A 25,254-nucleotide genomic window follows, 5' to 3' on the forward strand; every position below is an offset into this window, starting at 1 on the left:
GCATCACCCGGAACCCTCTCCAGGCCTACCACTATGATCGAACAACCCCTCGTCAGCATCGCCATTCCTGCCTTCAACCCCGAGTTCTTCAGTCGCGCGCTGCTCAGTGCCATCTCCCAGAGCTACACCAACCTCGAGGTCATCGTTTGTGACGACAGTCAGGGGGACGAGATCAAGGCCATTTTCGATGAGAGGGTTGCGCAGGCAAGCTGCGAGCTGCGCTATTCGCGCAACCCCGCGACCCTGGGCTTTGCCGGTAACCTGCTGCAATGCCTGGAGCACTCCCGGGGCGAGTTCGTCAAGTTTCTTTGTGACGACGACTGGTTGATCGAAAACTGCATCGAGCAACAGGCGCGGATCATGGCCGATTGCCCCGAGGTCAACATGGTGGTCAACCACCGGCTGATCTGCGCAGCGGACGAGACGCTGTTGCCGCCGCGGCCGGCCAACTGCGTGATTGCCCCTTGCAGCGCGATCCTCAACGGCGGTGACATGCTCGATGCGGTCACCAGCAAGGTTCCCAACCTGTTTGGCGGCATTAGTCACATGCTCATGCGCCGGGCTGCGGTAGAGCAGTACCTGCCGCAGTTGGTGCAGCAGGGCGCAGGGTTCGTTGCGCGCCTGGACATGGCGCTGTACATGTGCCTGTTGCGCCGTGGGCACCTGGCCTACCTGTCCAACATGCTCAGTATCGAGCGGGTCCATGCCGGGCGTCTGAGCCATCAGGCCGGCATCACCCTTGCACACAAGACCGAGAGCGAATGGTTGCAGCAGATGCTCGCCGCCAACACCGGCGAAGCGCCACCGGCCACCGGCTGGATTCGCTACGTGGCGCTTGAGGATTTTCGCCCAGGCGAGACGCTGGAGTGGGACGAATATGAACTGACCCGGTTGTACGCCGGGCAGATGGGCCACTATCAGCAGCAAGTCGGTACCCACAGCCTGAGCTTTGCCGAGCTCTATGCCGAGTGGCTTGAGTGCCGCACTTTGTCGCCCGCGCAGATCAGCCTGCTGCCCAAACGGATCGAGCAATGGCCACGACAACCGCGCATCGTTGCTGTGGTGTTCGATCCACAGGGCGAGGCGATGCCGTTGAAGTCGACACTCGACAGCCTGGCCGCCCAGTCTTATGCGCCGCATCAGGTCTGGGTGCTTGGCACTCAAGAGCCGCCTGCGAGTGATGCGGGTGTCGAGTACAGCGCTTTGCGTGGCAATGGTTTTGAACAGCTCAATGCGCGGATCGCCAGGGCCGAATCGGCAGACTGGGTGTTGCTGCTACGCGCTGGTGATCGCCTGCATCCTCATGCCCTGGTGATCATGGCCGAGCGCCTGGCCTTGCACACGGACCGGTTGTGCCTGTACACCGATGAGGGCAGTGACGATAACCTGCAGGTTGGCCAGCCGATCTTCAAACCCGACTTCAACCTCGATCTGATGCGCAGCTTCCCCTACGTCGGACGAATGCTGGCCTTCGAGCGGACCCGGCTGTTGGAGCTGGGCGGCTTCACGGCTGATTATGACGTCCTGGCGCCGCAAGATCTGCTCTGGCGGATGGTTGAAAGCCATGGTTTGCAGGTGGTCGAGCACGTCGCCGAACTGCTGGTGCAAAGTCAGTACAGCTATTCCAGCTGGCAGTCCGAGCCGGCCTGCCTGGCCCAGGCACCACGCGTATTGCAGGCGCACCTGCAGCGCCTGGGTATCGAGGCCGAGCTGGTATCGGCCGAAAACAGCATGTTGACCCGAGTGCTGTACCAGCACGCTGATACGCCCGCGGTGTCGATCATCATCGTGGCCGGGCAAGACCTGCAGGCGCTTCGGCGCTGTGTCGAATCGATTTTCGAACACACCGCCTACCGCAACTATGAAGTACTGATCGCCACCAAGGGTGACGAGCCTCAGGATCTGCAGTCCTGGCTTGCTGCGATGCGGCAACTGGGCAGCGATCAGTTGCACATTGTCCAGTCCGAGGACAGCGCCGGGCAGCAACTGATCAACCAGGCCGCCGAGCAGGCGCGAGGCAGCTATCTGTTGCTGGTCGACTCTGGCTGCCTGATGTTCGATGGCCAGTGGCTGAGCGAATTGATGCGCCAGGGCCAGCGTCCGGAAGTCGGAATTGTCGGTCCGAAGATGTGTAGCAGCGCCGGCATGGTGGTCAATGCCGGGCTGCTGCTGGGTGTGCATGGCCTGGCGGGAAGCCCGTTCTACGGTCAGCCGGTCGATGCCGGTGGTTACATGAACCGCTTGCTTGCGGTACAGAACCTCAGCGCTGTCAGCGCCCATTGCCTGCTGGTGCGGCGCGACCTGTTCGATGCGCTGGGTGGTCTGGATGTCCAGGCATTCAGCGTTGAGTTGCTCGACGCCGATTTCTGCCTGCGTGCGCGTGAGCAGGGTTACCTGGTGGTCTGGACACCGTTTTCGATGGTGGCGCGCCTGCCAGTCGAGCAGGTTGTCGACACCAAGGCGATAGAGCGGGATCAACGCGCCTTCTACCAGCGCTGGCTGCCCCTGGTGGCCAACGATCCGGCCTACAACCGCAACCTTAGCCTGAAGCTGTCCAGCTACAATCTGGAACCGGGTTTGCGTAGTGGTTGGGACCCGTTCATCAGCCGGCCATTGCCCTATGTGCTGGCGTTGCCGGTCAACACCACGGCGGTTGGGCATTACCGGGTGGTGCAGCCATTTACCGAGCTGGAGCGGGCCGGCTGGATCCAGGGTCAGCTGGATTACGCCACGCCCAACACTATCGAAATGGAGCGTTGCAAGCCGGACTCGATCATCCTGCAGTGCCGTTACATGGCCAGTACCATTCGGGATATCGAGCGGGTCAAAACCTTTTCCAGTGCGCGGCGAATCTACGAGATCGACGACTACATCATCGACGTGCCGAAAAAGAATGCGCACAGCCGCAACATGCCGCAGAACATGCACGAACTGGTGAGCCGCGGCATTTCCCTGTGCGACCGCGTGGTGGTGTCGACCCAGCCGCTGGCTGATGCGCTGTCGAGCATGCACCATGATATCCGGGTGGTGCCGAACATGCTGGCGATGCACATGTGGAGCGACCTCAAGAGCCATCGACAAACTACCCTCAAGCCGCGTGTCGGCTGGGCTGGGGGCACCAGCCATCAAGGTGACCTGGAGCTGCTGGCCGAGGTGGTCCGCGAGCTTGCCGACGAGGTCGACTGGGTGTTCTTTGGTATGTGCCCGGAGGTGCTCAGGCCCTACGTCAAGGAGTACCACACCGGCATTGCCATGTCGCTCTATCCGCAGAAGCTGGCGAGCCTGAACCTGGATCTGGCGCTGGCACCGCTGGAAACCAACCTGTTCAACGACTGCAAGAGCAACCTGCGCTTGCTCGAGTATGGCGCCTGCGGCTTCCCCGTGGTGTGTTCCGATACCAAGGCTTACCAGGGCTACCTGCCATGCACGCGGGTGGCAGGCAACTCGACGCAGGCCTGGCTGGAAGCGATCCGCATGCATCTGGACGATCCCCAGGCCAGTTATCGCCAGGGCGATGCCCTGCGCGAAGTGGTGCTGCGCGACTTCATGCTGACACCCGACAAGCTTCAGCACTGGGCTAACGCCTGGTTGGCCGATTAACGACAGTGGCCGGCCTTGATGCTGGCCATGACAGATAACATGAGAACTAGGTGCACTATGGGCGAACAAGCAATCGGTTGTGCAGCGCTGCTGGATGACGTCACCGTCGTCTTGCTGGGTCAGGACGAGCCTGGCTATTCAGGGCGCGCCGCTCACTATTACCAGGCGCGCTTTGCACACCTGCAGACACTCGCAGCGCCGGCGTCGCAAACGTCGGTCGGTGACTGGTCCGAGCAGGTGCTGCAGACCCTGGAGCAGGTCGATACCGCGTTTGCGGTGCTGACCCTGGAGTGCGATTTCCTTCTGACCGATGGCATCGCTGCGGCGGTGCAAGCCTTGCAAGATGACGCCGATTACGTAATGGCTCAAGGTTACTCGCTGGGTTACCAGCCTGGTAATGGCGACGTGGACTACTACAAGATCGGCTCTGCACCCAAGGCTCAGTTGCATGCCAGCAACGCCCTGGGGCGTATTGCCGTGCATGCCGAGTACGGTTTGCAGGCGTGGCGGGCAGTGATCAGGACCGAGGTGTTGAAAACCGCGGTGCGCAGCGTGCCGGCGAACCTGTCGTTCGATAGCTGGTGTGTGGCGGTTTCCTATGGGCTGCTGGCCCAGGGTGCATCGCGGCTGCTGGCGCACACCAGTGCGATGGTCGAATACCGTCCCTGGAGTCTTTCCGAGCAGGCTCGCGAAGAGTTGCTGAGCCAGGCTGTGCGCCAGCTCCAGCACTGGGATGGCGAGCAGGCAGCGGTATTTGCCAGTGCCAGGGGCTTCGAAGTCCTCAATGCCTTCGTGCGCAATACCCACTCGCGCTGTGAGGCGCCATTGCTGTTCACTTCGCGCTGGGACAGCCTGTCGTCCGAACCACAAGTGACGTTCGAGCCCACCCAGTTTGTCGATATGCCGTACTACAACGGCAGCGTGTTCGGTCAGTTGCGCTCGAGCGAGTTCATGGTCCATGCCTGGCCCGCCGGACAGCTTCACAGCCGGGCGCTGGAAGGTACCTGGGTACGGCAGCAAGCATTGCTTGCCGAGCATCCCAACGATACCGCCGAGAGCCTCATGGCCCGCTACTGGCAGGCCTTTGCACTGGGTGTGTTCAACCCGCAGGTTTGCCAGCGCCTGCTGGCAGGCCTGGGCGAGCAGGACCAGGGGCTGCGCCGCGACCTTGGCACCTGGCTGGAGCAGCTCCAATTGCTGCCGGCTACCGCTGTGCAGACGCAGCTGGCGAGCACGCCTTCGGGCAAGGTGCTGGCGGCAATCGCTGCGGCCACTCCGGACAGCGCCGCCCGCGAGCGCATTTTTGCCCACCTGGGGAAAAACCCGGCGCCGCAGACAGCCTTTGTGGTGATCGATCTTGCGGACGATAACGCAGGTTTGCAGGATACCTTCGACAGCCTGGTCGCCAGCGGTTTGCGCAACTTCAAGATTGTCGTGCTCAAGGCCGGCGAACTGCCGGCCATCACCACGGCCCGGGATGCCCTGCACTTTATCAAGGTTACGCCGGCCAACATGGTTGCGCACCTGAACCAGGTGGTACGCCAGCTTTCCAGCGAATGGCTGCTGATGTTGCAGGCGGGCGATGTACTGGCTACCGGCGGCTTGTTGCGTTTGCAGGTCGAGCTGCCTGGCGCCCAGGCGTGCCATGCGATCTGTGCCAACGAAGTTCAGCGCGACAGCGACGGGCGCCTGCTCAGCGTCGTACGTCCTGGTTGCGACCTGGACCTGCTGCGCAGTCGTCCTGACCTGATGGCCCGGCATTGGCTGGTGCGTCGCCAGGCCGTTGTCGACCTGGGCGGTTACAGTGAAGACTGTGCGCAAGCGCTGGAATTCGATCTGCTCCTGCGTCTGGTCGAAGCCAGCGGTATCAGCGGCATGGCCCACCTGGACGAGTACCTGGTGATCGGCCAGCAAGCGCCGGAGTCGATGGCTGGTCAAGCCCTGACCACCCTCAAGCGTCATTTGAACGTGCTGGGTTACCGTGGCCAGGTCAACGAAAGTACCGACGGTACCTTCCAGGTTGACTTCCGTCATCCGCAGACCCCGCAAGTGAGCATTGTGCTGGTTGCCGATTCCGATCTCGAGCAGCTCAAAGTAAGCCTAGCAAGCGTGGTCCAGCGTACTCGCTATGCCCGTTACGAGGTGATCGTCACCTGCGAGGCGGCCAATGCCGAGGCGGTAGCCGCAGGCCTTGCCACGGTGCAGGGGCTGGGATCGCGGGTGCGCTTGTTTGCCTGTGAGTCGTCGGTGCGGGCACAGATGGTCAACCAGGCTGCGGCCCAGGCCCAGGGGCAGTACCTGGTGCTGATGTCGAGCCGCAGCGAGGTGGTGTCGCCGGCCTGGATCGAATCCCTGCTCAACCAGGCTCAGCGCCCTGAGGTGGGTGTTGTCGGTTGCCAGATGTTCGATCGCGATGGCGTCATCAGTCATGCCGGTTACGAGCTGCTCGGCAGTGGCCTGGTACGCAATGCCCGGCAGGGTGCTTCGCGTGTGCGAGTGACATTGCCCGGGCTGGAAGCGGTAAGAGGTTGCCAGGCGGTGTCGGCCGACTGCCTGATGGTGGGCAAGGCGTTGTTCGAGCAGTGTGCCGGGCTGGATGAACAGCTTGCGGGTGGTACCGATGTCGACCTGTGCCTGAAGGCTGCACAAGCCGGTTTGCTGGCGATCTGCGTACCCCAGGCGCAAGTGCTTAACATCGCAGTGCCATTGCCTGTGCGGGAACAGTGCCAAGCGCTGGTCCAGCGCTGGCCGGCAGCCTTCAGCACCCGTGTTGTAGTCGATGTCGAGCATGGCGTTGACGTTTCGCGTGTAGTCGTGGCCGGTGGCAACGGCGTGCTGGAGTGGTTGCCTTAACAGGCCTCTGGCGCGAAATATGCAAAGCCGGGCGCAATGCCCGGCTTTTTTATGCCTGCGATTCGCTAAGCCCCCGTGTCTACAGCCTTGTGCTCCTGCACTGGCAGGGGGTCGATGGCAGATTATTGACAGTTCGCCTCGCAGGCCACCGCCGTTGCCTGGGCAACCTGTCATCGGCTGTCGGGTTTCCAACCAATTCTGGAGTTTGAAGATGTCGAATACCCTGGGCGTTGATGGGTATAGGCTTGAGCAGGCGATGGCTCGCTTGCAGCTGATCTATACCAAGCCGGCGCATCCCTACTATATTGCGGCGCCGGATTACCGGGAGACGTCTTCAGGAGTCTGCACGCTTCATTACCTGTGCCACGCGTTGAACCTGAGCGGCCGCGAGGCCTATATTTGCGGCGGCAAGGTGGTCAACCCCGAGCTGAAAACGCCACTGCTCGACCAGGCGACCGCCGATCGCCATATCGCCAGCGGCAAGGTGCCCATTACGGTCTATCCGGAAGTCACCAGCGGCAACCCGCTCAGCGGCAAAGTAGTCGCACGCTACCTGTTGAACGTCGAGGGCTTCCTGACGGGCAGGGCGATGGAGGAAGAGCCGGACGATCTGCTGTTCTATTACGATGCGCGGATCGCCGCCAAGAAGGGGGTCAGTGTCGCCGACCTGCTGTGCTTCCCGATTATCGATATCTCGCTGTTCAATGCACCTGATCCTAGCGTGCCTCGCCAGGGGCATTACCTGTATCAGAACCGGCATCCTCTGGATCAGGTGGACTATGCCTCGCTGCCGGCAGGCATTCGCCTGCTCAGTGTTGCCAACCCGCTGTCGCTGGTTGAACTGGCCAAGGTCCTGCGCAGTGCCGAAGTGCTGTACAGCTATGAATGGTCGATGACCTGTGCCATTGCTGTGCTATGCGGTTGCCCGGTGATCTTCATGGCCGGGCACAGCGTCGATCAGGTGTTTCTCGACGGTATCTTCTTCGGCAGGCAAGGTTTTGCCTTGTCGGATGAAACCGATGCGCTGGAGGTTGCCCGTGCCGGGGTGCAGGGGGCCTTGCAGCGTTACGTCGCGGTCACCGAGCCGTTCTGGCAGCAGCTGGATGTCTTCATTGAAAAAACCCAGGCGGCAGCGCAACAGCAGGCACTGGCGGACAAGCAAGGCATGCTGGCCTGGCTCGAGCAGCGCTGCCCCGAAGAACCGCAACGCGCGGCATTGATGCAGCGCCTGGCCAGCGGCCGCGCGCCGATGCTGGGCGTGCTGGTGCTGGGTAGTGACGACGCTGATCAGGCGTTGATGCGTACCCTTGAGAGCCTTGCTCCCGATCAGTGCCTTTATCGCCACCTGCAGGTGGTGACCCTCGGGGCTGCGACGCCAGCGTCAGACGTGCCGGGTTTATCGGTGCACCACCGGCCGTGCCAGGCAGCGCAGCGTAGCGAGGTCATCAACCGGGTCGTGGCCGACAGCGGCTGCGACTGGTTCATGGTGGTCGAGGCGGGGGTCGAGTTCACCCCTGGCGGTTTGTTGCTGGTGGCCCTGGAGCTTGTCAATGCAGCCGATGCCTGTGTTGCCGCCTACGCTGACGAAGCCATGCGCATGGGCAACGGCTCGTTGGGTATTTCGCTTCGGCCAGACCTGAACCTTGATCTGCTTTTGAGCCTGCCGGCCAGTGTCTCGCCGCACTGGCTGTTGCGAAGTAGCGAGTTCCTGGCGCAAGGCGGCTTCGATACCGGCTGTGGCCAGGCGTTCGAGCTGGAGTACCAGCTGCGCCTGGTCGAGCAGTGCGGCTTGAGTGGTATCGAGCATATCAGTGAGCCGCTGTTGGTCAGCGAAGCGTTGCGCTTCGCTGACTGTGCCAGCGAGCGGGAGGTGGTAGGGCGTCATCTCAAGGCCCGGGGCTATGCTCAGGCGCACGTCGATTCGCACCTGCCTGGCCACTATCGACTGGACTATGGGCATGCCGATCAGCCCATGGTGAGCATTGTGATTTTGCTCGATGGTGCCCTCGAACAGTTCCAGCGCTGCATTGAGGCGCTGTTGCAGCACACCGACTACCCCTGCTATGAGGTCCTGTTGCTCGATCCGGGAAGTGACGAACCGCAAGTGCGCCAATGGTTGCAGGGGATCGAGCAAATCGGTGGCGATCAGTTGCGGGTGCTGTCTTTTGCCCAGGGCCAGTGCCCGGCACTGTTGCGCAATGACGCAGGGCGACTGGCACGCGGTGAGTACCTGCTGTGGCTGGATGCGACAGCGGCGCCGATTGCCAAGGGCTGGTTGCAGCAGTTGCTCAATCACGCCCAGCGTCCGGAGGTCGCAGCCGTGGGCGCCAAGCTGCTGTCGATGAACGGCAGGATTCACCACGCTGGGCTGGTTCTGGGCTTGCGCGGGCCGGTGGGACGGGTATTTGCCGGCTACGCTCACAGCGACTCCGGCTACATGCAGCGGCTCACGGTCGATCAGAATTACTCGGCGCTCAGCGGTGAATGCCTGATGGTACGCCGCGACCTGTTTGTCGAGGCCGGGGGGTTTGACGAGGCGCCTGCACTGGCGCGCTGGATGGACGTCGATCTGTGCTTGCGCCTGCGCCAGGCCGGTTACCTCAACGTCTGGACGCCTCATGCACAACTGTTGATCGACAGGCCGGCAATGGCCGATGCCAGTGTGGAAGAAGAGGACGCCCTGTATGCGCGCTGGTTGCCGGTGCTGGCCCATGATCCGGCCTACAACCGCCATCTGTCGCTGGCCCATGCCGGTGGCTTCAAGGTCGCCAGCCTGCAGTCGACCTGGCAGCCGCCACAGGGGCAGCGAGAGATGCCGGTGCTGGTGGTCCATCCGCTTGATCAGGGTGAACTGGGTTATTCGCGGGTAGTGCGTCCATTCAATGGCTTGAAGGCTGCCGGTTACATCGATGGCCGGGTGTCGCCGGGGTTGACGCCCCTGGTCGAGCTGGAGCGCCTGGCAGCGGATGTAGTGGTGTTCCAGGGTGGGCTGGATGCACCGCGCCTTGAAGTCATGCGGCGGATTCAGGCGTTCTCGCGTGCCTTTACGGTTCTGGAGTTGAGCGACTACCTGCCGGATCTGCCGGTGGGCAGTGCCCGCCGTGAGGGCCTGGGCGAGGATGTGTTCCACAGCCTGCAGCAAGCCCTGGGGTGCGTCGACCGCCTGGTGGTGCCGACGGCGGCGCTGGCACAGGCGTTTGCCGGCCTGCATGGCGATATCCGGGTGGTCGAGACGCGCTTGTCGATCGACGCCTGGCGCCATATAAAGGGGCAGCGCCGAACGGCTGGCCGGCCTCGCCTGGGGTGGGTCGGCAGCAGCGAGCAGGCAAGTGACCTGGAGGTTATCGCGCCCGTTATCAAGGCCTTGGCTGCGGATGTCGAGTGGGTTTTCTTCGGCTTCTGCCCCAATAGCCTGCGGCCCTATGTACACGAGTACCACGAGGGTGTCGAAGTTCAGCAGTACCCACAAAAGCTGGCAGGCTTGAACCTGGACCTCGCTCTGGTGCCGCTGCAGCAGACCCTGTTCAATGTTTGCAGAGGTAACCAGCGTCAACTGGAGTTCGGCGCATGCGCCGTGCCGGTGATCTGTAGCGACATCGGCCAGGAGCAGGACGACTTGCCCGTGTCCCGTGTGCACAACAGCTACGAGCACTGGATCGAGGCTATTGGCCTGCACCTGGCCAATCTTGATGCTGCCCAGCGCCGCGGTGATGAGCTCAGGGATGCCGTTCATCGGTGCTGGATGCTCGACGAGGATCATCTGCAGCGTTGGCGCAGCGCCTGGTTGCCCGCCTGATCCCCAGCTGACCCCGCGTCCACCGCGTTGCCCGAGTCGATCGGCAGCCCGGTGGATGGCGTGCTCGTCCCGTGTCGCCAGCCTCCCGGGGTGCCTTTCGCAGCGTCGACACCCGCCAAACTAGCAATCTTTGATAGTCACAAAGTGCCAATGGCTGACATTTGTGATGGGTAATCTTTGTGCAACAGTGACTTGGCAGTCGAAACGGGCATCTTTAATCTATTGAGTCGTCGGGCGGTACTGGCGGGCGGGGTGCGCGCAGGCTCGCAAGCCCTTGGTTACCAGGTTCCAGTGCCCGTGAAAATCCGCATATCTATCGGGAAGCCACAATGATTGGCATCAAAAGCATTGCGAGTTACGTACCTGTCGAGGGTGTGGACAACTACGCCCAGGGTGCGAAATTCGCCAAGGACCAGGAATTCATTCTCGGCAAGATCGGTTCGACCTTCCTGCCGCGCAAAGACGCAGGCCAGGAAACCTCCGACCTGTGTGTGGAGGCGGTAAAGGCCCTGTTCGCTGCCAATCCGAGCCTGGTGCCTGAGTCCATCGACGCCCTGATTGTCGTTACCCAGAACGGCGACGAAGAAGGTTTGCCGCACACTGCAGCCATCGTCCAGGACAAACTGGGCCTGCCGACCCACGTGGCGGCCTTCGATATTTCCCTGGGCTGCTCGGGCTATGTCTACGGCTTGTATGCCATGAAAGGCTTCATGGAGGCGGCGGGGCTGAAAAACGGTCTGCTGATCACCGCTGACCCTTACTCGAAGATCGTCGACCCTGAAGACCGCAACACCACCATGCTGTTTGGTGATGCCGCGACTGTTACCTGGATGGGCGAGGGCGCCCAGTGGCAGCTGGGCAAGGCCAAGTTCGGTACTGACGGCGGCGGCGCTGCGCACCTGAAGGTCAGTGACGGGGTGTTCTTCATGAACGGTCGCCAGGTGTTCAACTTTGCCTTGCTCAAGGTGCCGGCGCACCTGCATGAGCTGTTGGGCGAAAGCCAGTTGGCACCGGCTGACATCGACCTGTTCTGTATCCACCAGGGCAGTGCGGCGATTGTCGACGCCGTCGCCCGGCGCTTCGAAGATGACCCGGACAAATTCGTCAAGGACATGGTCGAGACGGGTAACACCGTGTCGTCGAGCATTCCCTTGCTGCTTGAGAAGCACGTGCTCGGTTCGCGCCACCAGCGCGTTGCCTTGAGCGGTTTCGGTGTAGGTCTTTCGTGGGGCTCGGCGATTATCGAGCGCAACGACTGATTTCTGCGCCAGCCTGAAAATAGAGCGCTGCCGGTTGCCCGGTGGCGCTTTTTTTTATCTCCAGCATTTATTGGTAAGTGTTTTTTTGGCGTCAAACCCTTGATTTCATTGGGGTGGCAGGGTGCCATTAAAAAATTTGCAAAAACCCCTAAAGCAACCGCGCCAGACGACGATAACTATTACGAAGGTTCTCTAGGCCACACCCGGCGGATGCCAGGGCCGGAAGCCGCAGTATCCCAAACACGAGGAATTCGTCATGGCATTAACCGTTAACACCAACACTACCTCCCTGGGCGTTCAGAAGAACCTGAACCGCGCTTCCGACGCTCTGAGCACCTCGATGAGCCGTCTGTCCTCCGGCCTGAAAATCAACAGCGCCAAAGACGACGCCGCCGGCCTGCAGATCTCTACCCGTATGACCTCGCAGATCCGCGGTCAGACCATGGCAATCAAAAACGCCAACGACGGTATCTCGATCGCCCAGACCGCTGAAGGCGCGATGCAAGAGCAGGTCAACATCCTGCAGCGTATGCGTGAACTGGCTCTGCAATCGCGAAACGACTCGAACGATTCGACTAACCGTACTTCGCTGGACAACGAGTTCAAGCAGATGTCTGCGGAACTGACTCGTATCGCCCAGTCCACCCAGCTGAACGGCAAAAACCTGCTGGACGGTTCGGCTAGCACCATGACCTTCCAGGTTGGTTCCAACACTGGCGGCGAAAACCAGATCAGCATCGACCTGAGCGCCAAGTTCCTGGCCAGCGACCTGGGTATCACCAGCGCCATCACCATCGCCGGTAGCGACAGCACCACTGCCCAGACCAACTTCTCGGCTGCCATGGGCGCGATCGACTCCGCTCTGGCGAAGATCGGTACCGCTCGTGCTGACCTGGGTGCGGTGCAGAACCGTATGACCAGCACCATCAACAACCTGCAAAACATCAACGAGAACGCTGAAGCTGCTCGTGGTCGCGTACAAGATACCGACTTCGCCGCTGAAACTGCTCAGATGACCAAGCAGCAAACTCTGCAACAAGCTTCGACTTCGGTTCTGGCCCAGGCCAACCAACTGCCGTCGGCTGTACTGAAGCTGCTGGGCTAATCACTCGGTAGTTGTCGGCGGGGGAGTGCATCTACGGCACTCCTCCGCCTTTTGCATTGAGAGGTGGTGACATGGATATGAGCGTCAAGCTGAACCTGTCTTACCCGACGGTGAAGCCGGTCGAGCCGACCACCGAACGCCCTGCGGCCAAGCCTGTAGCGGCAGTTGAAGCCATCACGCCAGTCAAGGAAGCTACCGACAAGGGGCTGTCCGAAGCTGAGAAGGTCAAGAGCGCGGTCAAGGATATCGAGAAATTCCTTGCTTCATCGCGACGTAACCTTGAATTTTCCACGGATGAAGAATCCGGCCGAATTATAGTTAAAGTCATCGCCAGCGAGACCGGAGAGCTGATCCGCCAACTTCCTTCGGAAGAGGCGTTGAAGATCGCTCACAGTCTGAGCGATGTAAACAGCCTGCTGTTCAACGCCAAGGCCTGATGCTGGCGGCTGAGCGGCAAGTTCGCTAGTCTGGCAAGGCTAGGGCGGCGCGCAACCATGAGGGAGTAGCAATGGCGAGTACAATTTTACCGAGTGTCGGTCTGGGTTCCGGGGTAGACATCAACAAGATCGTTGATGTGCTTGTCAAGGCGGACACCGGTCCCAAGGCGAACCAGATCAAACGCCAGACCGCCAACAACACGGCCATGCTTTCCGGGGTAGCGTCGCTCAAGAGTGCGCTTTCTGTTTACCAGGAAGCGATGAAAAAGCTCAACGATCCGAAGGCGCCAGCCTTCAGTGCCTACACCGCGACCTCCAGCAGTGACACCACGGTCAAGGCCACGTCGAACAACAAGGCGGTGCCCGGTACCTACACCGTTCTGGTCGACAAGCTGGCGACCGCGTCCAAGGTGGCCAGCCAGAACTTTACCGGCGGGGCCAGCACTTCGATCCCTGAAGGCGACCTGACCATTACCCAGGATGGCGTGATCCACACTGTGAAGGTGGGGGCAGGTGCGACCTTGCAATCGGTTCGCGACTCGATCAACTCGTCGCTGGCCGAGCAGGGCATCACTGCCAACATCGTCAATGGCAAGGACGGCTCGCGCCTGGTCTTCAGCTCGACCAAGACCGGTGAGGGTACCGATATTTCAGTCGACGGTATCGCCGAGCTGAAGATCAACGGTACTACCAAAATGAACGGTGATGGTGCCGGCTACATCGACGGCCTCGCCCAGGACGCCGAGCTGAGCATCGACGGCCTGAAGGTTACCAGCAAGTCCAATACCGTCGACGGCGCAATCAGTGGCATGAGCCTGGAGCTGCTGCAGGTTACTGCCACTGACAAGCCTATCAAGGTAACGGTCGGTGAAAACACTGCCGGCCTGAAGGCCTCGGTGCAGAACTTTGTCGATGCCTACAACACCCTGGTCAAGGCGGCCAACAGCCTGACGGCGGTGTCCAAGGACGCTGATGGCAAGACTGTGCTCGGGCCGCTGACCAACGATCCGACCACGCGCTCGATGCTGTCGGACTTGCGCAAGCAACTGGCGACCGAGTCGGGCAGTGGTCGTCTGACCACCCTCAGCCAGCTGGGCATCAACACGGCAAAGGACGGTACCCTGGAGTTCAACTCCACCAAGTACGATGCCGCGATGAAGGACAAGAAGCTCGGCCCGGACGTGCAGGAGCTGTTCACCGGCACTGAAGGCGTGTTCGCGCACATGACCAAGGCGGTCGAGCCGTACCTGCAGACAGGTGGCATCCTCGACACCCGCAAGGCTGGCCTGGACAAGCTGCAAAAGGACCTCGACAATCAGCAGCTGGCCCTGGACCGGCGCATCACTTCGCTGACCGAATCCCTGACCAAGCGCTACGTGGCCATGGATACCCTGGTGGGCAAGCTCGAAGCGCAGCGCAAGAACATCGCCTCGATGTTCGCCTCGATCGAGGCGCAGCAGAAAAACTCCTGATTCGGCGTTGTGCCAGAAGCCCGGCAGTACCCCTAGGGGGACTCCGGGCTTTTTGCCGTACGCGCTAAAGTTTTTTGACGCGCAGGCGATACAAGCGGTATATGAAACCTTTTTTGCGGTGACGAGGTAGAACATGAATCCGATGTTGGCCCTTCGGCAGTACCAGAAAGTCAACGGCGTAGCCCAGACCTCCGTGGCCAGCCCGCATCGTCTGGTGCAGATGTTGATGCAGGGCGGTCTTGATCGCATTGCCCAGGCCAAGGGTGCCATGGCGCGTAACGACGTGGCCCAGCGCGGCATCCTGATCGGCAAGGCAATCGGTATTGTCGGCGGTTTGCGTGAAGGCCTGGACCTGGAAAACCACGCCGATTCGCTGACCGACCTGGATAACCTGTATTCGTACATGAGCAAGCGCCTGGTCGAGGCGAACGTGCAGAACGATCCGGAAATCCTCAACGAAGTGGCGCGCCTGCTGATTACCGTCAAGGAAGGCTGGGACGCGATCGGCGATCAACTCGCCGACGCCTAGGAGATTGCAATGAGTGTCGTGCTCGAACGTATCGAACAAACCCGCGAGGCATTGCTGGGTGCCCTGGCCAGTCGTGACTGGGAGGCGATCAGCGAGCTCGACGTCAGTTGCCGTCTGTGCGTGGACGACGTGCTGGCCGAAGCGTCGGTGGATGAGCTGACGCTGCGCAGCAAGCTTGAGGAGTTGCTGGGCGTCTACAAGGAATTAATTGAAGTTGCAAGTGGGGAGCGTCAATCAATAGTCGATGAGATGACGCAGATCCGACAAGCCAAAAACGCGGCAAAGGTATACCATTTGTTCAGCTGAAACTGGGCAAAACAAAAAGCAGTGCGCCATAAATTTGACTATGTACGGTTTTTTGACTTAACTAGTGGCTGTTTTCTAATTTCAGACGTCCGAACACTGACCGTTCAGTCGGAATGATGTCGAGCTTGCCCTTACAAGGGCGCCGAGATGACTAGGGAAGTTGTTATTGCATGTGGCGTGAAACCAAAATTCTCCTGATCGATGACGATAGCGCTCGCCGCCGTGATCTGGCGGTAGTGTTGAATTTTCTTGGCGAAGAAAATCTGCCCTGCTCGAGCCATGACTGGCAGCAGGTTGTCGAGTCGTTGTCATCCAGTCGTGAAGTGCTCTGTGTCCTGATCGGGACCGTGAATGCTCCGGCAAGTCTGATGGGCTTGCTTAAGACAGTGGCTGGATGGGATGAGTTCCTTCCGGTTCTGCTTCTGGGCGAAATTTCTTCTGCCGAGCTGCCGGACGACCTGCGCCGTCGCGTACTCTCCAACCTCGAAATGCCGCCGAGCTACAGCAAATTGCTCGATTCGCTGCACCGTGCCCAGGTCTATCGCGAGATGTACGACCAGGCCCGCGAGCGCGGCCGCCAGCGCGAACCCAATCTGTTCCGCAGCCTGGTCGGCACCAGCCGGGCGATCCAGCACGTGCGCCAGATGATGCAGCAAGTGGCCGATACCGACGCCAGCGTGCTGATCCTCGGTGAGTCGGGCACCGGCAAGGAGGTGGTTGCGCGTAACCTGCACTACCACTCCAAGCGCCGCGAAGCGCCGTTCGTGCCGGTCAACTGCGGGGCGATTCCGGCCGAGCTGCTGGAAAGCGAACTGTTCGGCCACGAGAAGGGTGCCTTTACCGGGGCGATTACCAGCCGTGCCGGGCGTTTCGAGCTGGCCAACGGCGGCACCCTGTTCCTCGACGAGATCGGCGACATGCCGTTGCCGATGCAGGTCAAGCTGCTGCGTGTGCTGCAGGAACGCACCTTCGAGCGCGTGGGCAGCAACAAGACCCAGAGCATCGATGTGCGCATCATCGCCGCGACCCACAAGAACCTCGAAAGCATGATCGAGGTGGGGACCTTTCGCGAAGACCTGTACTACCGCCTCAACGTCTTCCCTATCGAGATGGCCCCGCTGCGCGAGCGCGTCGAGGACATCCCGCTGCTGATGAACGAGCTGATCTCGCGCATGGAGCACGAGAAGCGCGGTTCGATCCGCTTCAACTCGGCCGCGATCATGTCGCTGTGCCGGCACGGCTGGCCGGGCAACGTCCGCGAGCTGGCCAACCTGGTCGAGCGCATGGCGATCATGCACCCGTACGGGGTGATCGGCGTGTCGGAGCTGCCGAAGAAATTCCGCTACGTCGACGACGAAGACGAGCAACTGGTCGACAGCCTGCGCTCGGACCTCGAAGAGCGCGTGGCCATCAACGGCCATACGCCGAACTTCGCCAGCCACGCGATGCTGCCGCCTGAAGGCCTGGACCTCAAGGACTACCTCGGTGGCCTGGAGCAGGGCCTGATCCAGCAGGCGCTGGATGATGCCAACGGTATCGTCGCCCGCGCTGCCGAGCGCCTGCGCATTCGTCGCACCACCCTGGTGGAGAAGATGCGCAAGTACGGCATGAGCCGGCGGGAAGGGGATGAACAGGCGGAGGATTGACGCCTGGGTGGCCATGGTGAGTCGCGCAATGCGCTCATCATGGCTAATAACCCTATCTTTCAAAGGGCTGTAACGTCCGTCCCATCGGCCTTTGCTGCCACCTCGCTGGTTTCCTCGCCGCCACACCCAAACTATCCGGCACGGCTATTGCTATATCGCAGGCAACACACCGTTTTATGACGGTCAGCCACGCGAGAGAGCATGATGCCCCAGGTCGCCACCATCTCCTGTGTCCCTGAACCGAAGGGGCCGAACGCCGCCGAACAGGAAAGCCGCCTTGGTCTTGAGCAGGCCTTTGCCATGTTCGACCAGGTTTCCAGCCAGCTTAGTGAGTCCTATAGCCTGCTCGAAGCCCGGGTTACCGAGCTCAAGGGCGAGCTGGCGGTGGTCAGCGCCCAGCGCATGGCCGAGCTTGCCGAGAAGGAGCGCCTGGCCAACCGCCTGCAGAATCTGCTGGCCCTGCTGCCGGGCGGGGTGATCGTTATCGATGGCCTGGGCCGGGTGCGTGAGGCCAACCCCGCCGCCAGCGACCTGTTGGGCGAACCGCTGGTGGGTGAGTTGTGGCGTGAAGTGATCGCTCGCAGCTTTGCTCCGCGCGAGGATGACGGTCATGAAGTGTCGCTGCGTGATGGCCGGCGCCTGTCGATTGCCACGCGCTCGCTGGATGCCGAGCCCGGGCAGTTGGTACTGCTCAATGACCTGACCGAAACCCGTCACCTGCAAGACCAGCTGGCCCGCCACCAGCGCTTGTCGTCGCTGGGGCGCATGGTTGCGTCGCTGGCCCACCAGATCCGCACGCCTTTGTCGGCGGCCATGCTATACGCCAGCCACCTGGCCGAGCAGAACTTGCCGGTGGAAACCCAGCAACGCTTTGCCGGCAACCTCAAGGAGCGCCTGCACGAGCTCGAGCACCAGGTGCGCGACATGCTGGTGTTCGCCCGTGGCGAGTTGCCGCTGACCGATCGGCTGACACCCAAGGCATTGTTCCAGGCCCTGCAGCAGGCGGCGCAGACCCATGTTCAGGGTCATGCGGTGCGCTGGCAGTGCGACAGTCACCTGGGCGAGTTGCTGTGCAACCGCGACACCCTGGTCGGCGCCATGCTCAACCTGATCGAGAACGCCCTGCAGGCCAGTGGCGAGCCTGCGCGGCTCAAGGTTCACCTATACCGGCGCGGGCAGATCCTGCACCTGTGCATCAGCGACGCTGGCGCCGGTATCGACAGTGCCTTGCTGGCGCGCCTGGGCGAGCCGTTCCTGACCACCAAGGCTACCGGCACCGGGCTCGGTCTGGCGGTAGTCAAGGCGGTGGCAAGGGCCCACCAGGGCAGTTTGCAATTACGTTCGCGACCCGGTCGCGGCACCTGCGCCCGGATCAGCCTGCCGCTGATCGGCGCGCAGTCGGTGGAGGCAGAGTAATGAAAGCAATCAAGGTGCTGCTGGTCGAAGATGACCGCGCCCTGAGGCAGGCACTGGCCGATACCCTGGAGCTGGGCGGCTTTGCCTACCAGGCCGTAGGTTCGGCCGAAGAAGCACTGGAAGTGGTCGCTGGCGGGGCGTTCAGCCTGGTGGTCAGTGACGTGAACATGCCCGGCATGGACGGCCATCAGTTACTGGCCCTGCTGCGCGCGCGCCAGCCGCAGTTGCCGGTGTTGCTGATGACCGCGCATGCCGCCGTCGAGCGCGCGGTGGAGGCCATGCGCCAGGGCGCGGCCGATTACCTGGTCAAGCCATTTGAGCCCAAGGCATTGCTTGAGCTGGTGGCACGCCACGCTCTGGGGGTGGCGGCGGCGGGCGAAGGCGACGGACCGGTGGCGCGCGAGCCTGCCAGTGCGCAGTTGCTGGAGCTGGCGGCGCGGGTTGCGCGCAGCGATTCGACTGTGCTGATCTCCGGCGAGTCAGGCACTGGCAAAGAGGTGCTGGCGCGCTACATACATCAGCAGTCCCTGCGCGCCGAGCAGCCGTTCGTGGCGATCAACTGTGCGGCGATCCCCGACAACATGCTCGAAGCCACCCTGTTCGGTCATGAGAAAGGCTCGTTCACCGGCGCCATCGCCGCCCAGGCCGGCAAGTTTGAACAGGCCGATGGCGGCACCTTGCTGCTCGACGAGATTTCCGAAATGCCCCTGGGCTTGCAGGCCAAGCTGCTGCGGGTGTTGCAGGAGCGTGAGGTGGAGCGGGTTGGCGGGCGCAAGCCGATTGCCCTGGACATTCGCGTGGTCGCCACCACCAACCGTGACCTGGCCGGCGAGGTGGCGGCGGGGCGTTTTCGTGAAGACTTGTTCTATCGCCTGTCGGTGTTCCCGCTGGCGTGGAAGCCGCTGCGCGAACGTAGCGCCGATATTCTGCCGCTGGCCGAGCGATTGCTGGCGCGCCACGTCAATAAAATGAAGCATGCCCCGGTTCGACTCTCGCCTGATGCTCAGGCGTGTCTGCAAGGTTATGCCTGGCCGGGCAACGTACGCGAACTGGACAACGCCATTCAGCGTGCCTTGATCCTGCAGCAGGGTGGGGTGATCGAAGCGGCGGATTTCTGTCTCGCCGGGGTCCTGCCGATGTTCGCTGCAGCGCCGGTCGCCGCAGTCGTGCCGAATATTGAAACCGAGGCGGCGGGCGGTCTGGGTGATGACATGCGTCGCCATGAGTTCCAGATGATCATCGACACCTTGCGCGCCGAGCGCGGTCGTCGCAAGGAGGCCGCCGAGCGCCTGGGCATCAGCCCGCGCACCCTGCGCTACAAGCTGGCGCAGATGCGTGATGCCGGCATGGACGTCGAGGCCAGCCTGTACGCCAGCTGAGCCATTAATGAATTAGAGTTTTTGTTCGGGCCGCGGGCAGAGCTGGCACTCTTGTTGCTATGTCCTGCCTATCCGCTGCGTGAGTGTCAAAAAAATGCGGGCCGTCGGAGAGAGAAGTCCATGAGCCAAGGTGTTGAATTTAATCGATTGATGTTGGACATGCGGGCCATGCAAATGGACGCCATGTCGATGCCGAAGGCTGCCGCTGCGCCTGAGGTCGGCTCCAGCAGTTTTGCCGACATGCTCGGCCAGGCCGTCAACAAGGTCAACGACACCCAGCAGGCTTCCTCGCAGCTGGCCAGCGCCTTCGAAATCGGCAAGAGCGGGGTTGACCTGACCGACGTGATGATCGCTTCGCAAAAAGCCACTGTGTCGTTCCAGGCCTTGACCCAGGTGCGTAACAAGCTGGTGCAGGCCTATCAAGACATCATGCAGATGCCGGTATAAGGGCGAGATTGAGTCATGGCCGAAGCAGTCGTCGATAACGTGCCCGCGAAAAGCAGCGCAGCAGCGCCCAAGCCGCCGTTGTTCGGTATGTCGTTCCTGGAAAACATCTCGCAGATGCCCATGCTGCGTCAGGTCGGCCTGCTGGTCGGTCTGGCCGCCAGCGTGGCGATCGGTTTTGCCGTGGTGCTCTGGTCGCAGCAACCGGACTACCGGCCGCTGTACGGCAGCCTGGCCGGCATGGACACCAAGCAGGTCATGGAGACCCTGGCCGCTGCCGATATCCCCTACAACGTCGAACCCAATTCCGGCGCCTTGCTGGTCAAGGCCGACGATATTTCCCGTGCCCGCCTGAAGCTGGCAGCCGCCGGCGTGGCGCCGAGCGATGGCAATGTCGGTTTCGAGATCCTCGACAAGGAGCAGGGCCTGGGCACCAGCCAGTTCATGGAGGCCACCCGTTACCGTCGTGGCCTGGAAGGCGAACTGGCGCGGACCATCTCCAGCCTCAACAACGTCAAGGGGGCACGCGTGCACCTGGCGATCCCGAAGAGCTCGGTGTTCGTCCGTGACGAGCGCAAGCCAAGTGCTTCGGTACTGGTCGAGCTGTACCCGGGCCGCGCCCTGGAAGCCGGTCAGGTGATGGCCATCGTCAACCTGGTGGCGACCAGCGTGCCGGAACTGAACAAGTCCCAGGTCACCGTGGTCGACCAGAAGGGCAACCTGCTCTCCGACCAGGTCGAGAATTCCGAGCTGACCATGGCCGGCAAGCAGTTCGACTACAGCCGCCGCATGGAAGGCCTGCTCACCCAGCGTGTGCACAACATTCTCCAGCCGGTGCTGGGCAACGACCGCTACAAGGCCGAAGTATCGGCGGACGTTGACTTCAGCGCGGTAGAATCCACCTCCGAGCAGTTCAACCCTGACCAGCCGGCGCTGCGCAGCGAGCAGTCGGTCAACGAACAGCGCTCCAGCAGCATGGGCCCGCAGGGCGTGCCTGGTGCGCTGAGCAACCAGCCGCCAGGCCCGGCCTCGGCGCCGCAAACCACCGGTGGCACGCAAACCGCCGCCAGCGCCATCCAGCCTGGCCAGCCGCTGCTCGATGCCAACGGCCAGCAGATCATGGACCCGGCCACCGGCCAGCCGATGCTTGCACCGTACCCGGCCGACAAGCGTCAGCAGTCGACCAAGAACTTCGAGCTTGACCGTTCCATCAGCCACACCCGCCAGCAGCAGGGTCGCCTGACCCGCCTGTCGGTGGCGGTAGTGGTCGATGACCAGCTCAAGGTCGACCCGGCCACCGGCGATGCCGCGCGCACCCCGTGGGCTGCCGAAGACCTGGCACGCTTTACCCGCCTGGTGCAGGACGCGGTGGGCTTCGATGCCAGCCGTGGTGACAGTGTCAGCGTGATCAACGTGCCGTTCGCCGCCGACCGTGGCGAGGTAATTGCCGAGATTCCGTTCTATTCGCAGCCGTGGTTCTGGGACATCATCAAGCAGGTCATGGGCGTACTGTTCATCCTCGTCCTGGTGTTCGGCGTGCTGCGTCCGGTACTTAACAACATCACCGGCAATGGCAAGCAAGGCGCCGGTGCCGATGGCGATATGGAACTGGGCGGCATGCTCGGTCTGGATGGCGAGCTGGCCAACGACCGCGTCAGCCTGGGTGGTCCGCAAAGCATTCTGCTGCCAAGCCCGAGCGAGGGTTATGACGCACAGCTCAATGCAATCAAGAGCCTGGTGGCCGAAGACCCGGGTCGCGTGGCCCAGGTCGTGAAAGAGTGGATCAACGCCGATGAGTGATAACCGAGCCCTTACCGCCAAACTGACCCGTGTCGACAAGGCTGCGATCCTGCTGCTGTCGCTGGGTGAAACCGATGCCGCGCAGGTGCTGCGGCACATGGGCCCCAAGGAAGTGCAGCGGGTCGGCGTGGCCATGGCGCAGATGGGCAACGTCCATCGCGAGCAGGTCGAGCAGGTGATGAGCGAGTTTGTCGAGATCGTCGGCGACCAGACCAGCCTTGGCGTCGGTTCCGACGGCTATATCCGCAAGATGCTCACCCAGGCCCTGGGCGAGGACAAGGCCAACGGCCTGATCGACCGCATCCTGCTCGGTGGCAACACCAGCGGCCTGGACAGCCTCAAGTGGATGGAGCCGCGCGCGGTTGCCGATGTCATTCGCTACGAGCACCCGCAGATCCAGGCCATCGTCGTGGCTTACCTGGACCCGGACCAGGCCGGTGAAGTGCTGGGCAACTTCGACCACAAGGTGCGTCTGGACATCATCCTGCGCGTCTCGTCGCTCAATACCGTCCAGCCGGCGGCGCTCAAGGAGCTGAACCAGATCCTCGAGAAGCAGTTCTCGGGCAACTCCAATGCCGCGCGCACCACCCTGGGTGGTATCAAGCGTGCCGCGGACATCATGAACTTCCTCGACAGCTCCGTCGAAGGCCAGCTGATGGACGCGATCCGCGACATCGACGGCGACCTCTCCGAGCAGATCGAAGACTTGATGTTCGTCTTCAACAACCTGGCCGATGTCGACGACCGCGGTATCCAGGCGCTGCTGCGCGAAGTGTCTTCCGACGTGCTGGTGGTGTCGCTCAAGGGCGCTGACGAGAAGGTCAAGGAGAAGATCTTCAAGAACATGTCCAAACGTGCCTCCGAGCTGCTGCGCGACGACCTCGAGGCCAAGGGCCCGGTGCGTGTCAGCGACGTCGAGACGGCGCAAAAGGAAATCCTCACCATCGCCCGCCGTATGGCCGAAGCCGGAGAGATCGTGCTCGGTGGCAAGGGCGGCGAAGAGATGATCTAAGACCTTATCGCGGGTCAAGCCCGCTCCCACAGCGCTCCTGTGGGAGCGGGCTTGGCCCGCGATGCTTTACGAGTGCGTGCAATCATGTCAACCAACGAGCACCTGAGTGAACTGATTCGCGCTAACGACGTCGAGGGCTTCGACCGCTGGGCGCTGCCCAGTTTCGACCCGGAACCAGAGCCTGAGCCTGAACCGGAGCCCGAAGCGGTTCAGGACGAAATCGAAGAAGTGCCGCTGGAAGAAGTCCAGCCACTGACCCTCGAAGAGCTTGAAAGCATTCGCCAGGAAGCCTACAACGAAGGCTTTGCCACCGGCGAGCGCGAGGGTTTTCACAGCACTCAGCTCAAGGTTCGCCAGGAAGCCGAAGAGGCCCTGAGCGCCAAGCTGGCCAGCCTCGAACAGGTGATGACCCACCTGCTCGAACCCATCGCCGAACAAGACAGCCAGATTGAAAAAGCTGTGGTCCATTTGGTCGGGCACATCGCCCGCGAGGTCATCGGTCGCGAGCTGCGCAGCGATTCCAGCCAGATCGGCCAGGTACTGCGTGAAGCCCTGAAGTTGCTGCCGATGGGTGCCGAGAACATCCGCATCCATATCAATCCGCAGGACTTCGAGCAGGTCAAAGCCCTGCGCGAGCGTCACGAGGAGCGCTGGAAGCTGCTCGAAGACGAAGCCCTGCTGCCAGGAGGCTGTCGCATCGAGACTGATCACAGCCGTATCGATGCCAGCATGGAAACCCGTATCGAAAAGGCCATGGCGCAATTGTTCGATCAGCTCCATGACCAAAGCCTGCACCCGGCAGCGGCGGATGTGCAGGTTGAGCTGGATGCCCCTGATGCGCCTTGAACGAACCAGTTTCGGCAAGCGCCTGGGGGCGTATGCCGACGCCGTCAATTTGCCGTCTCAGCCGGTGGTCGAGGGCCGCCTGCTACGCATGGTCGGCCTGACCCTCGAGGCCGAAGGCCTGCGCGCGGCGGTTGGTAGCCGCTGCGTGGTGATCAATGACGACAGCTATCACCCGGTGCGTGTCGAGGCCGAGGTCATGGGTTTTGCCGGCGGCAAGGTGTTCCTCATGCCGGTCGGCAGCGTTGCCGGCATCGCCCCTGGGGCGCGCGTGGTGCCGCTGGCCGATAGCGGTCGCCTGCCCATGGGCATGAGCATGCTTGGCCGGGTGCTTGACGGCGCCGGTCGTGCCCTGGACGGCAAGGGCGGGATGAAAGCCGAAGACTGGGTGCCGATGGACGGCCCGACCATCAACCCGCTCAATCGCGATCCGATCAGCCAGCCGCTGGACGTCGGCATCCGCAGCATCAACGGTTTGTTGACGGTTGGCCGCGGTCAGCGCCTGGGCCTGTTCGCCGGTACCGGCGTGGGCAAGAGTGTGCTGCTGGGCATGATGACCCGCTTTACCGAGGCGGACATCATCGTCGTCGGCTTGATCGGTGAGCGCGGCCGCGAGGTCAAGGAGTTCATCGAGCACATTCTTGGCGAAGAAGGCCTCAAGCGCTCGGTGGTGGTGGCCTCGCCCGCCGACGATGCGCCGCTGATGCGCTTGCGCGCGGCCATGTACTGCACGCGCATTGCCGAGTACTTTCGCGACAAGGGCAAGAACGTCCTGTTGCTGATGGATTCGCTGACCCGTTTCGCCCAGGCCCAGCGGGAAATTGCCTTGGCTATTGGTGAGCCGCCAGCGACCAAGGGCTATCCACCGTCGGTGTTCGCCAAGCTGCCCAAGCTGGTGGAGCGTGCGGGTAATGGCGAAGCCGGTGGTGGCTCGATCACCGCGTTCTATACCGTATTGTCCGAGGGCGACGATCAGCAGGATCCGATTGCCGACTCGGCGCGGGGCGTGCTCGACGGCCACATCGTGCTGTCCCGGCGCCTGGCCGAGGAGGGGCATTACCCGGCCATCGATATCGAAGCTTCGATTAGCCGGGTCATGCCGCAGGTAGTCAGCCCCGAGCAGATGACCGAAGCGCAGCAGTTCAAACAGCTGTGGTCGCGCCTGTCGCAAAGCCGCGACCTGATCAGCGTCGGCGCTTATGTCGCCGGTGGAGACGCCGAGACCGACCTTGCCATTACCCTGCAGCCGCGCCTGGTGCACTTCCTGCGCCAGGGCCTGAACGACAATGTCGGCATGCAGCAAAGCCGCGAGCACCTGGCTGGCGTGTTTGCCCCCTTGCCTGCGGCAGGCGGCTGA

17 protein-coding genes are annotated in these 25,254 nt (G+C 62.0%); all 17 read left to right on the forward strand.

Going from position 1 to position 25,254, the window contains the following annotated elements; genetic code table 11:
* Nucleotides 1–33: 33 nt before the first annotated feature.
* The 17 genes from LOY37_RS07825 to fliI all read left to right on the forward strand — a co-directional run bounded on the left by LOY37_RS07825 (nucleotide 34) and on the right by fliI (nucleotide 25,254).
* A complete protein-coding gene (locus tag LOY37_RS07825) occupies nucleotides 34–3,600 on the forward strand; it encodes a glycosyltransferase (RefSeq protein WP_258716594.1) in 3,567 nt (1,188 codons plus the stop codon).
* A 57-nt stretch (nucleotides 3,601–3,657) separates the two neighbouring features.
* Entirely contained in the window at nucleotides 3,658–6,453 is a 2,796-nt protein-coding gene (locus tag LOY37_RS07830; protein WP_258716595.1) for a glycosyltransferase, read from the forward strand.
* Nucleotides 6,454–6,664: 211 nt separating this feature from the next.
* Nucleotides 6,665–10,249, forward strand: a complete 3,585-nt coding sequence (locus LOY37_RS07835; protein WP_258716596.1) for a glycosyltransferase family 2 protein — start codon at nucleotides 6,665–6,667, stop codon at nucleotides 10,247–10,249.
* Between the two features lie 329 nt (nucleotides 10,250–10,578).
* The gene (locus LOY37_RS07840; RefSeq protein WP_093385623.1) at nucleotides 10,579–11,508 is read left to right on the forward strand and encodes a ketoacyl-ACP synthase III; all 930 of its coding nucleotides are present in this window, start codon (nucleotides 10,579–10,581) and stop codon (nucleotides 11,506–11,508) included.
* A 256-nt stretch (nucleotides 11,509–11,764) separates the two neighbouring features.
* Nucleotides 11,765–12,613 (forward strand): flagellin domain-containing protein, encoded by an 849-nt coding sequence (locus tag LOY37_RS07845; protein WP_045200267.1) that lies wholly within the window; start codon nucleotides 11,765–11,767, stop codon nucleotides 12,611–12,613.
* Between the two features lie 71 nt (nucleotides 12,614–12,684).
* Nucleotides 12,685–13,050, forward strand: a complete 366-nt coding sequence (locus LOY37_RS07850; protein ID WP_258716597.1) for a flagellar protein FlaG — start codon at nucleotides 12,685–12,687, stop codon at nucleotides 13,048–13,050.
* A 71-nt stretch (nucleotides 13,051–13,121) separates the two neighbouring features.
* Nucleotides 13,122–14,522: a flagellar filament capping protein FliD gene (fliD, locus tag LOY37_RS07855; protein WP_258716598.1), complete on the forward strand. Its 1,401-nt coding sequence runs from the start codon at nucleotides 13,122–13,124 to the stop codon at nucleotides 14,520–14,522.
* A 133-nt stretch (nucleotides 14,523–14,655) separates the two neighbouring features.
* Entirely contained in the window at nucleotides 14,656–15,051 is a 396-nt protein-coding gene (gene fliS, locus LOY37_RS07860) for a flagellar export chaperone FliS (RefSeq protein ID WP_045200275.1), read from the forward strand.
* A 9-nt stretch (nucleotides 15,052–15,060) separates the two neighbouring features.
* A complete protein-coding gene (locus LOY37_RS07865; protein ID WP_045200277.1) occupies nucleotides 15,061–15,357 on the forward strand; it encodes a flagellar protein FliT in 297 nt (98 codons plus the stop codon).
* A 170-nt stretch (nucleotides 15,358–15,527) separates the two neighbouring features.
* The gene (gene fleQ, locus LOY37_RS07870) at nucleotides 15,528–17,003 is read left to right on the forward strand and encodes a transcriptional regulator FleQ (RefSeq protein ID WP_038996385.1); all 1,476 of its coding nucleotides are present in this window, start codon (nucleotides 15,528–15,530) and stop codon (nucleotides 17,001–17,003) included.
* A 204-nt stretch (nucleotides 17,004–17,207) separates the two neighbouring features.
* Entirely contained in the window at nucleotides 17,208–18,419 is a 1,212-nt protein-coding gene (locus tag LOY37_RS07875) for a PAS domain-containing sensor histidine kinase (RefSeq protein ID WP_258610094.1), read from the forward strand.
* Nucleotides 18,419–19,798 carry a sigma-54 dependent transcriptional regulator gene (locus tag LOY37_RS07880; protein ID WP_258716599.1) on the forward strand — a complete coding sequence of 460 codons (1,380 nt, stop codon included), beginning with the start codon at nucleotides 18,419–18,421 and terminating at the stop codon, nucleotides 19,796–19,798. The genes LOY37_RS07875 and LOY37_RS07880 overlap by 1 nt, the downstream gene beginning before the upstream one ends.
* Nucleotides 19,799–19,918: 120 nt before the next feature.
* On the forward strand, nucleotides 19,919–20,245 hold the full coding sequence (gene fliE / locus LOY37_RS07885) for a flagellar hook-basal body complex protein FliE (RefSeq protein ID WP_045200283.1): 327 nt from the start codon (nucleotides 19,919–19,921) through the stop codon (nucleotides 20,243–20,245).
* A 15-nt stretch (nucleotides 20,246–20,260) separates the two neighbouring features.
* Nucleotides 20,261–22,042 carry a flagellar basal-body MS-ring/collar protein FliF gene (gene fliF / locus LOY37_RS07890; protein WP_045200285.1) on the forward strand — a complete coding sequence of 594 codons (1,782 nt, stop codon included), beginning with the start codon at nucleotides 20,261–20,263 and terminating at the stop codon, nucleotides 22,040–22,042.
* Nucleotides 22,035–23,054: a flagellar motor switch protein FliG gene (gene fliG, locus LOY37_RS07895; RefSeq protein WP_045189054.1), complete on the forward strand. Its 1,020-nt coding sequence runs from the start codon at nucleotides 22,035–22,037 to the stop codon at nucleotides 23,052–23,054. Before fliF ends, fliG begins: the two co-directional genes overlap by 8 nt.
* A gap of 84 nt (nucleotides 23,055–23,138) precedes the next feature.
* On the forward strand, nucleotides 23,139–23,900 hold the full coding sequence (gene fliH / locus LOY37_RS07900) for a flagellar assembly protein FliH (RefSeq protein ID WP_093385609.1): 762 nt from the start codon (nucleotides 23,139–23,141) through the stop codon (nucleotides 23,898–23,900).
* Nucleotides 23,890–25,254 (forward strand): flagellar protein export ATPase FliI, encoded by a 1,365-nt coding sequence (gene fliI / locus LOY37_RS07905; protein WP_093385605.1) that lies wholly within the window; start codon nucleotides 23,890–23,892, stop codon nucleotides 25,252–25,254. The genes fliH and fliI overlap by 11 nt, the downstream gene beginning before the upstream one ends.

It is taken from the genome of Pseudomonas sp. B21-012 (genome assembly GCF_024749305.1).
Taxonomy (GTDB): Bacteria; Pseudomonadota; Gammaproteobacteria; order Pseudomonadales; family Pseudomonadaceae; genus Aquipseudomonas.

Bases quoted from the DNA above. Each gene is read 5' to 3' on its own strand.
- LOY37_RS07825 (WP_258716594.1), top strand. From the start codon at position 34: ATGATCGAACAACCCCTCGTCAGCATCGCCATTCCTGCCTTCAACCCC.
- LOY37_RS07830 (WP_258716595.1), top strand. From the start codon at position 3,658: ATGGGCGAACAAGCAATCGGTTGTGCAGCGCTGCTGGATGACGTCACC.
- LOY37_RS07835 (WP_258716596.1), top strand. From the start codon at position 6,665: ATGTCGAATACCCTGGGCGTTGATGGGTATAGGCTTGAGCAGGCGATG.
- LOY37_RS07840 (WP_093385623.1), top strand. From the start codon at position 10,579: ATGATTGGCATCAAAAGCATTGCGAGTTACGTACCTGTCGAGGGTGTG.
- LOY37_RS07845 (WP_045200267.1), top strand. From the start codon at position 11,765: ATGGCATTAACCGTTAACACCAACACTACCTCCCTGGGCGTTCAGAAG.
- LOY37_RS07850 (WP_258716597.1), top strand. From the start codon at position 12,685: ATGGATATGAGCGTCAAGCTGAACCTGTCTTACCCGACGGTGAAGCCG.
- fliD (WP_258716598.1), top strand. From the start codon at position 13,122: ATGGCGAGTACAATTTTACCGAGTGTCGGTCTGGGTTCCGGGGTAGAC.
- fliS (WP_045200275.1), top strand. From the start codon at position 14,656: ATGAATCCGATGTTGGCCCTTCGGCAGTACCAGAAAGTCAACGGCGTA.
- LOY37_RS07865 (WP_045200277.1), top strand. From the start codon at position 15,061: ATGAGTGTCGTGCTCGAACGTATCGAACAAACCCGCGAGGCATTGCTG.
- fleQ (WP_038996385.1), top strand. From the start codon at position 15,528: ATGTGGCGTGAAACCAAAATTCTCCTGATCGATGACGATAGCGCTCGC.
- LOY37_RS07875 (WP_258610094.1), top strand. From the start codon at position 17,208: ATGCCCCAGGTCGCCACCATCTCCTGTGTCCCTGAACCGAAGGGGCCG.
- LOY37_RS07880 (WP_258716599.1), top strand. From the start codon at position 18,419: ATGAAAGCAATCAAGGTGCTGCTGGTCGAAGATGACCGCGCCCTGAGG.
- fliE (WP_045200283.1), top strand. From the start codon at position 19,919: ATGAGCCAAGGTGTTGAATTTAATCGATTGATGTTGGACATGCGGGCC.
- fliF (WP_045200285.1), top strand. From the start codon at position 20,261: ATGGCCGAAGCAGTCGTCGATAACGTGCCCGCGAAAAGCAGCGCAGCA.
- fliG (WP_045189054.1), top strand. From the start codon at position 22,035: ATGAGTGATAACCGAGCCCTTACCGCCAAACTGACCCGTGTCGACAAG.
- fliH (WP_093385609.1), top strand. From the start codon at position 23,139: ATGTCAACCAACGAGCACCTGAGTGAACTGATTCGCGCTAACGACGTC.
- fliI (WP_093385605.1), top strand. From the start codon at position 23,890: ATGCGCCTTGAACGAACCAGTTTCGGCAAGCGCCTGGGGGCGTATGCC.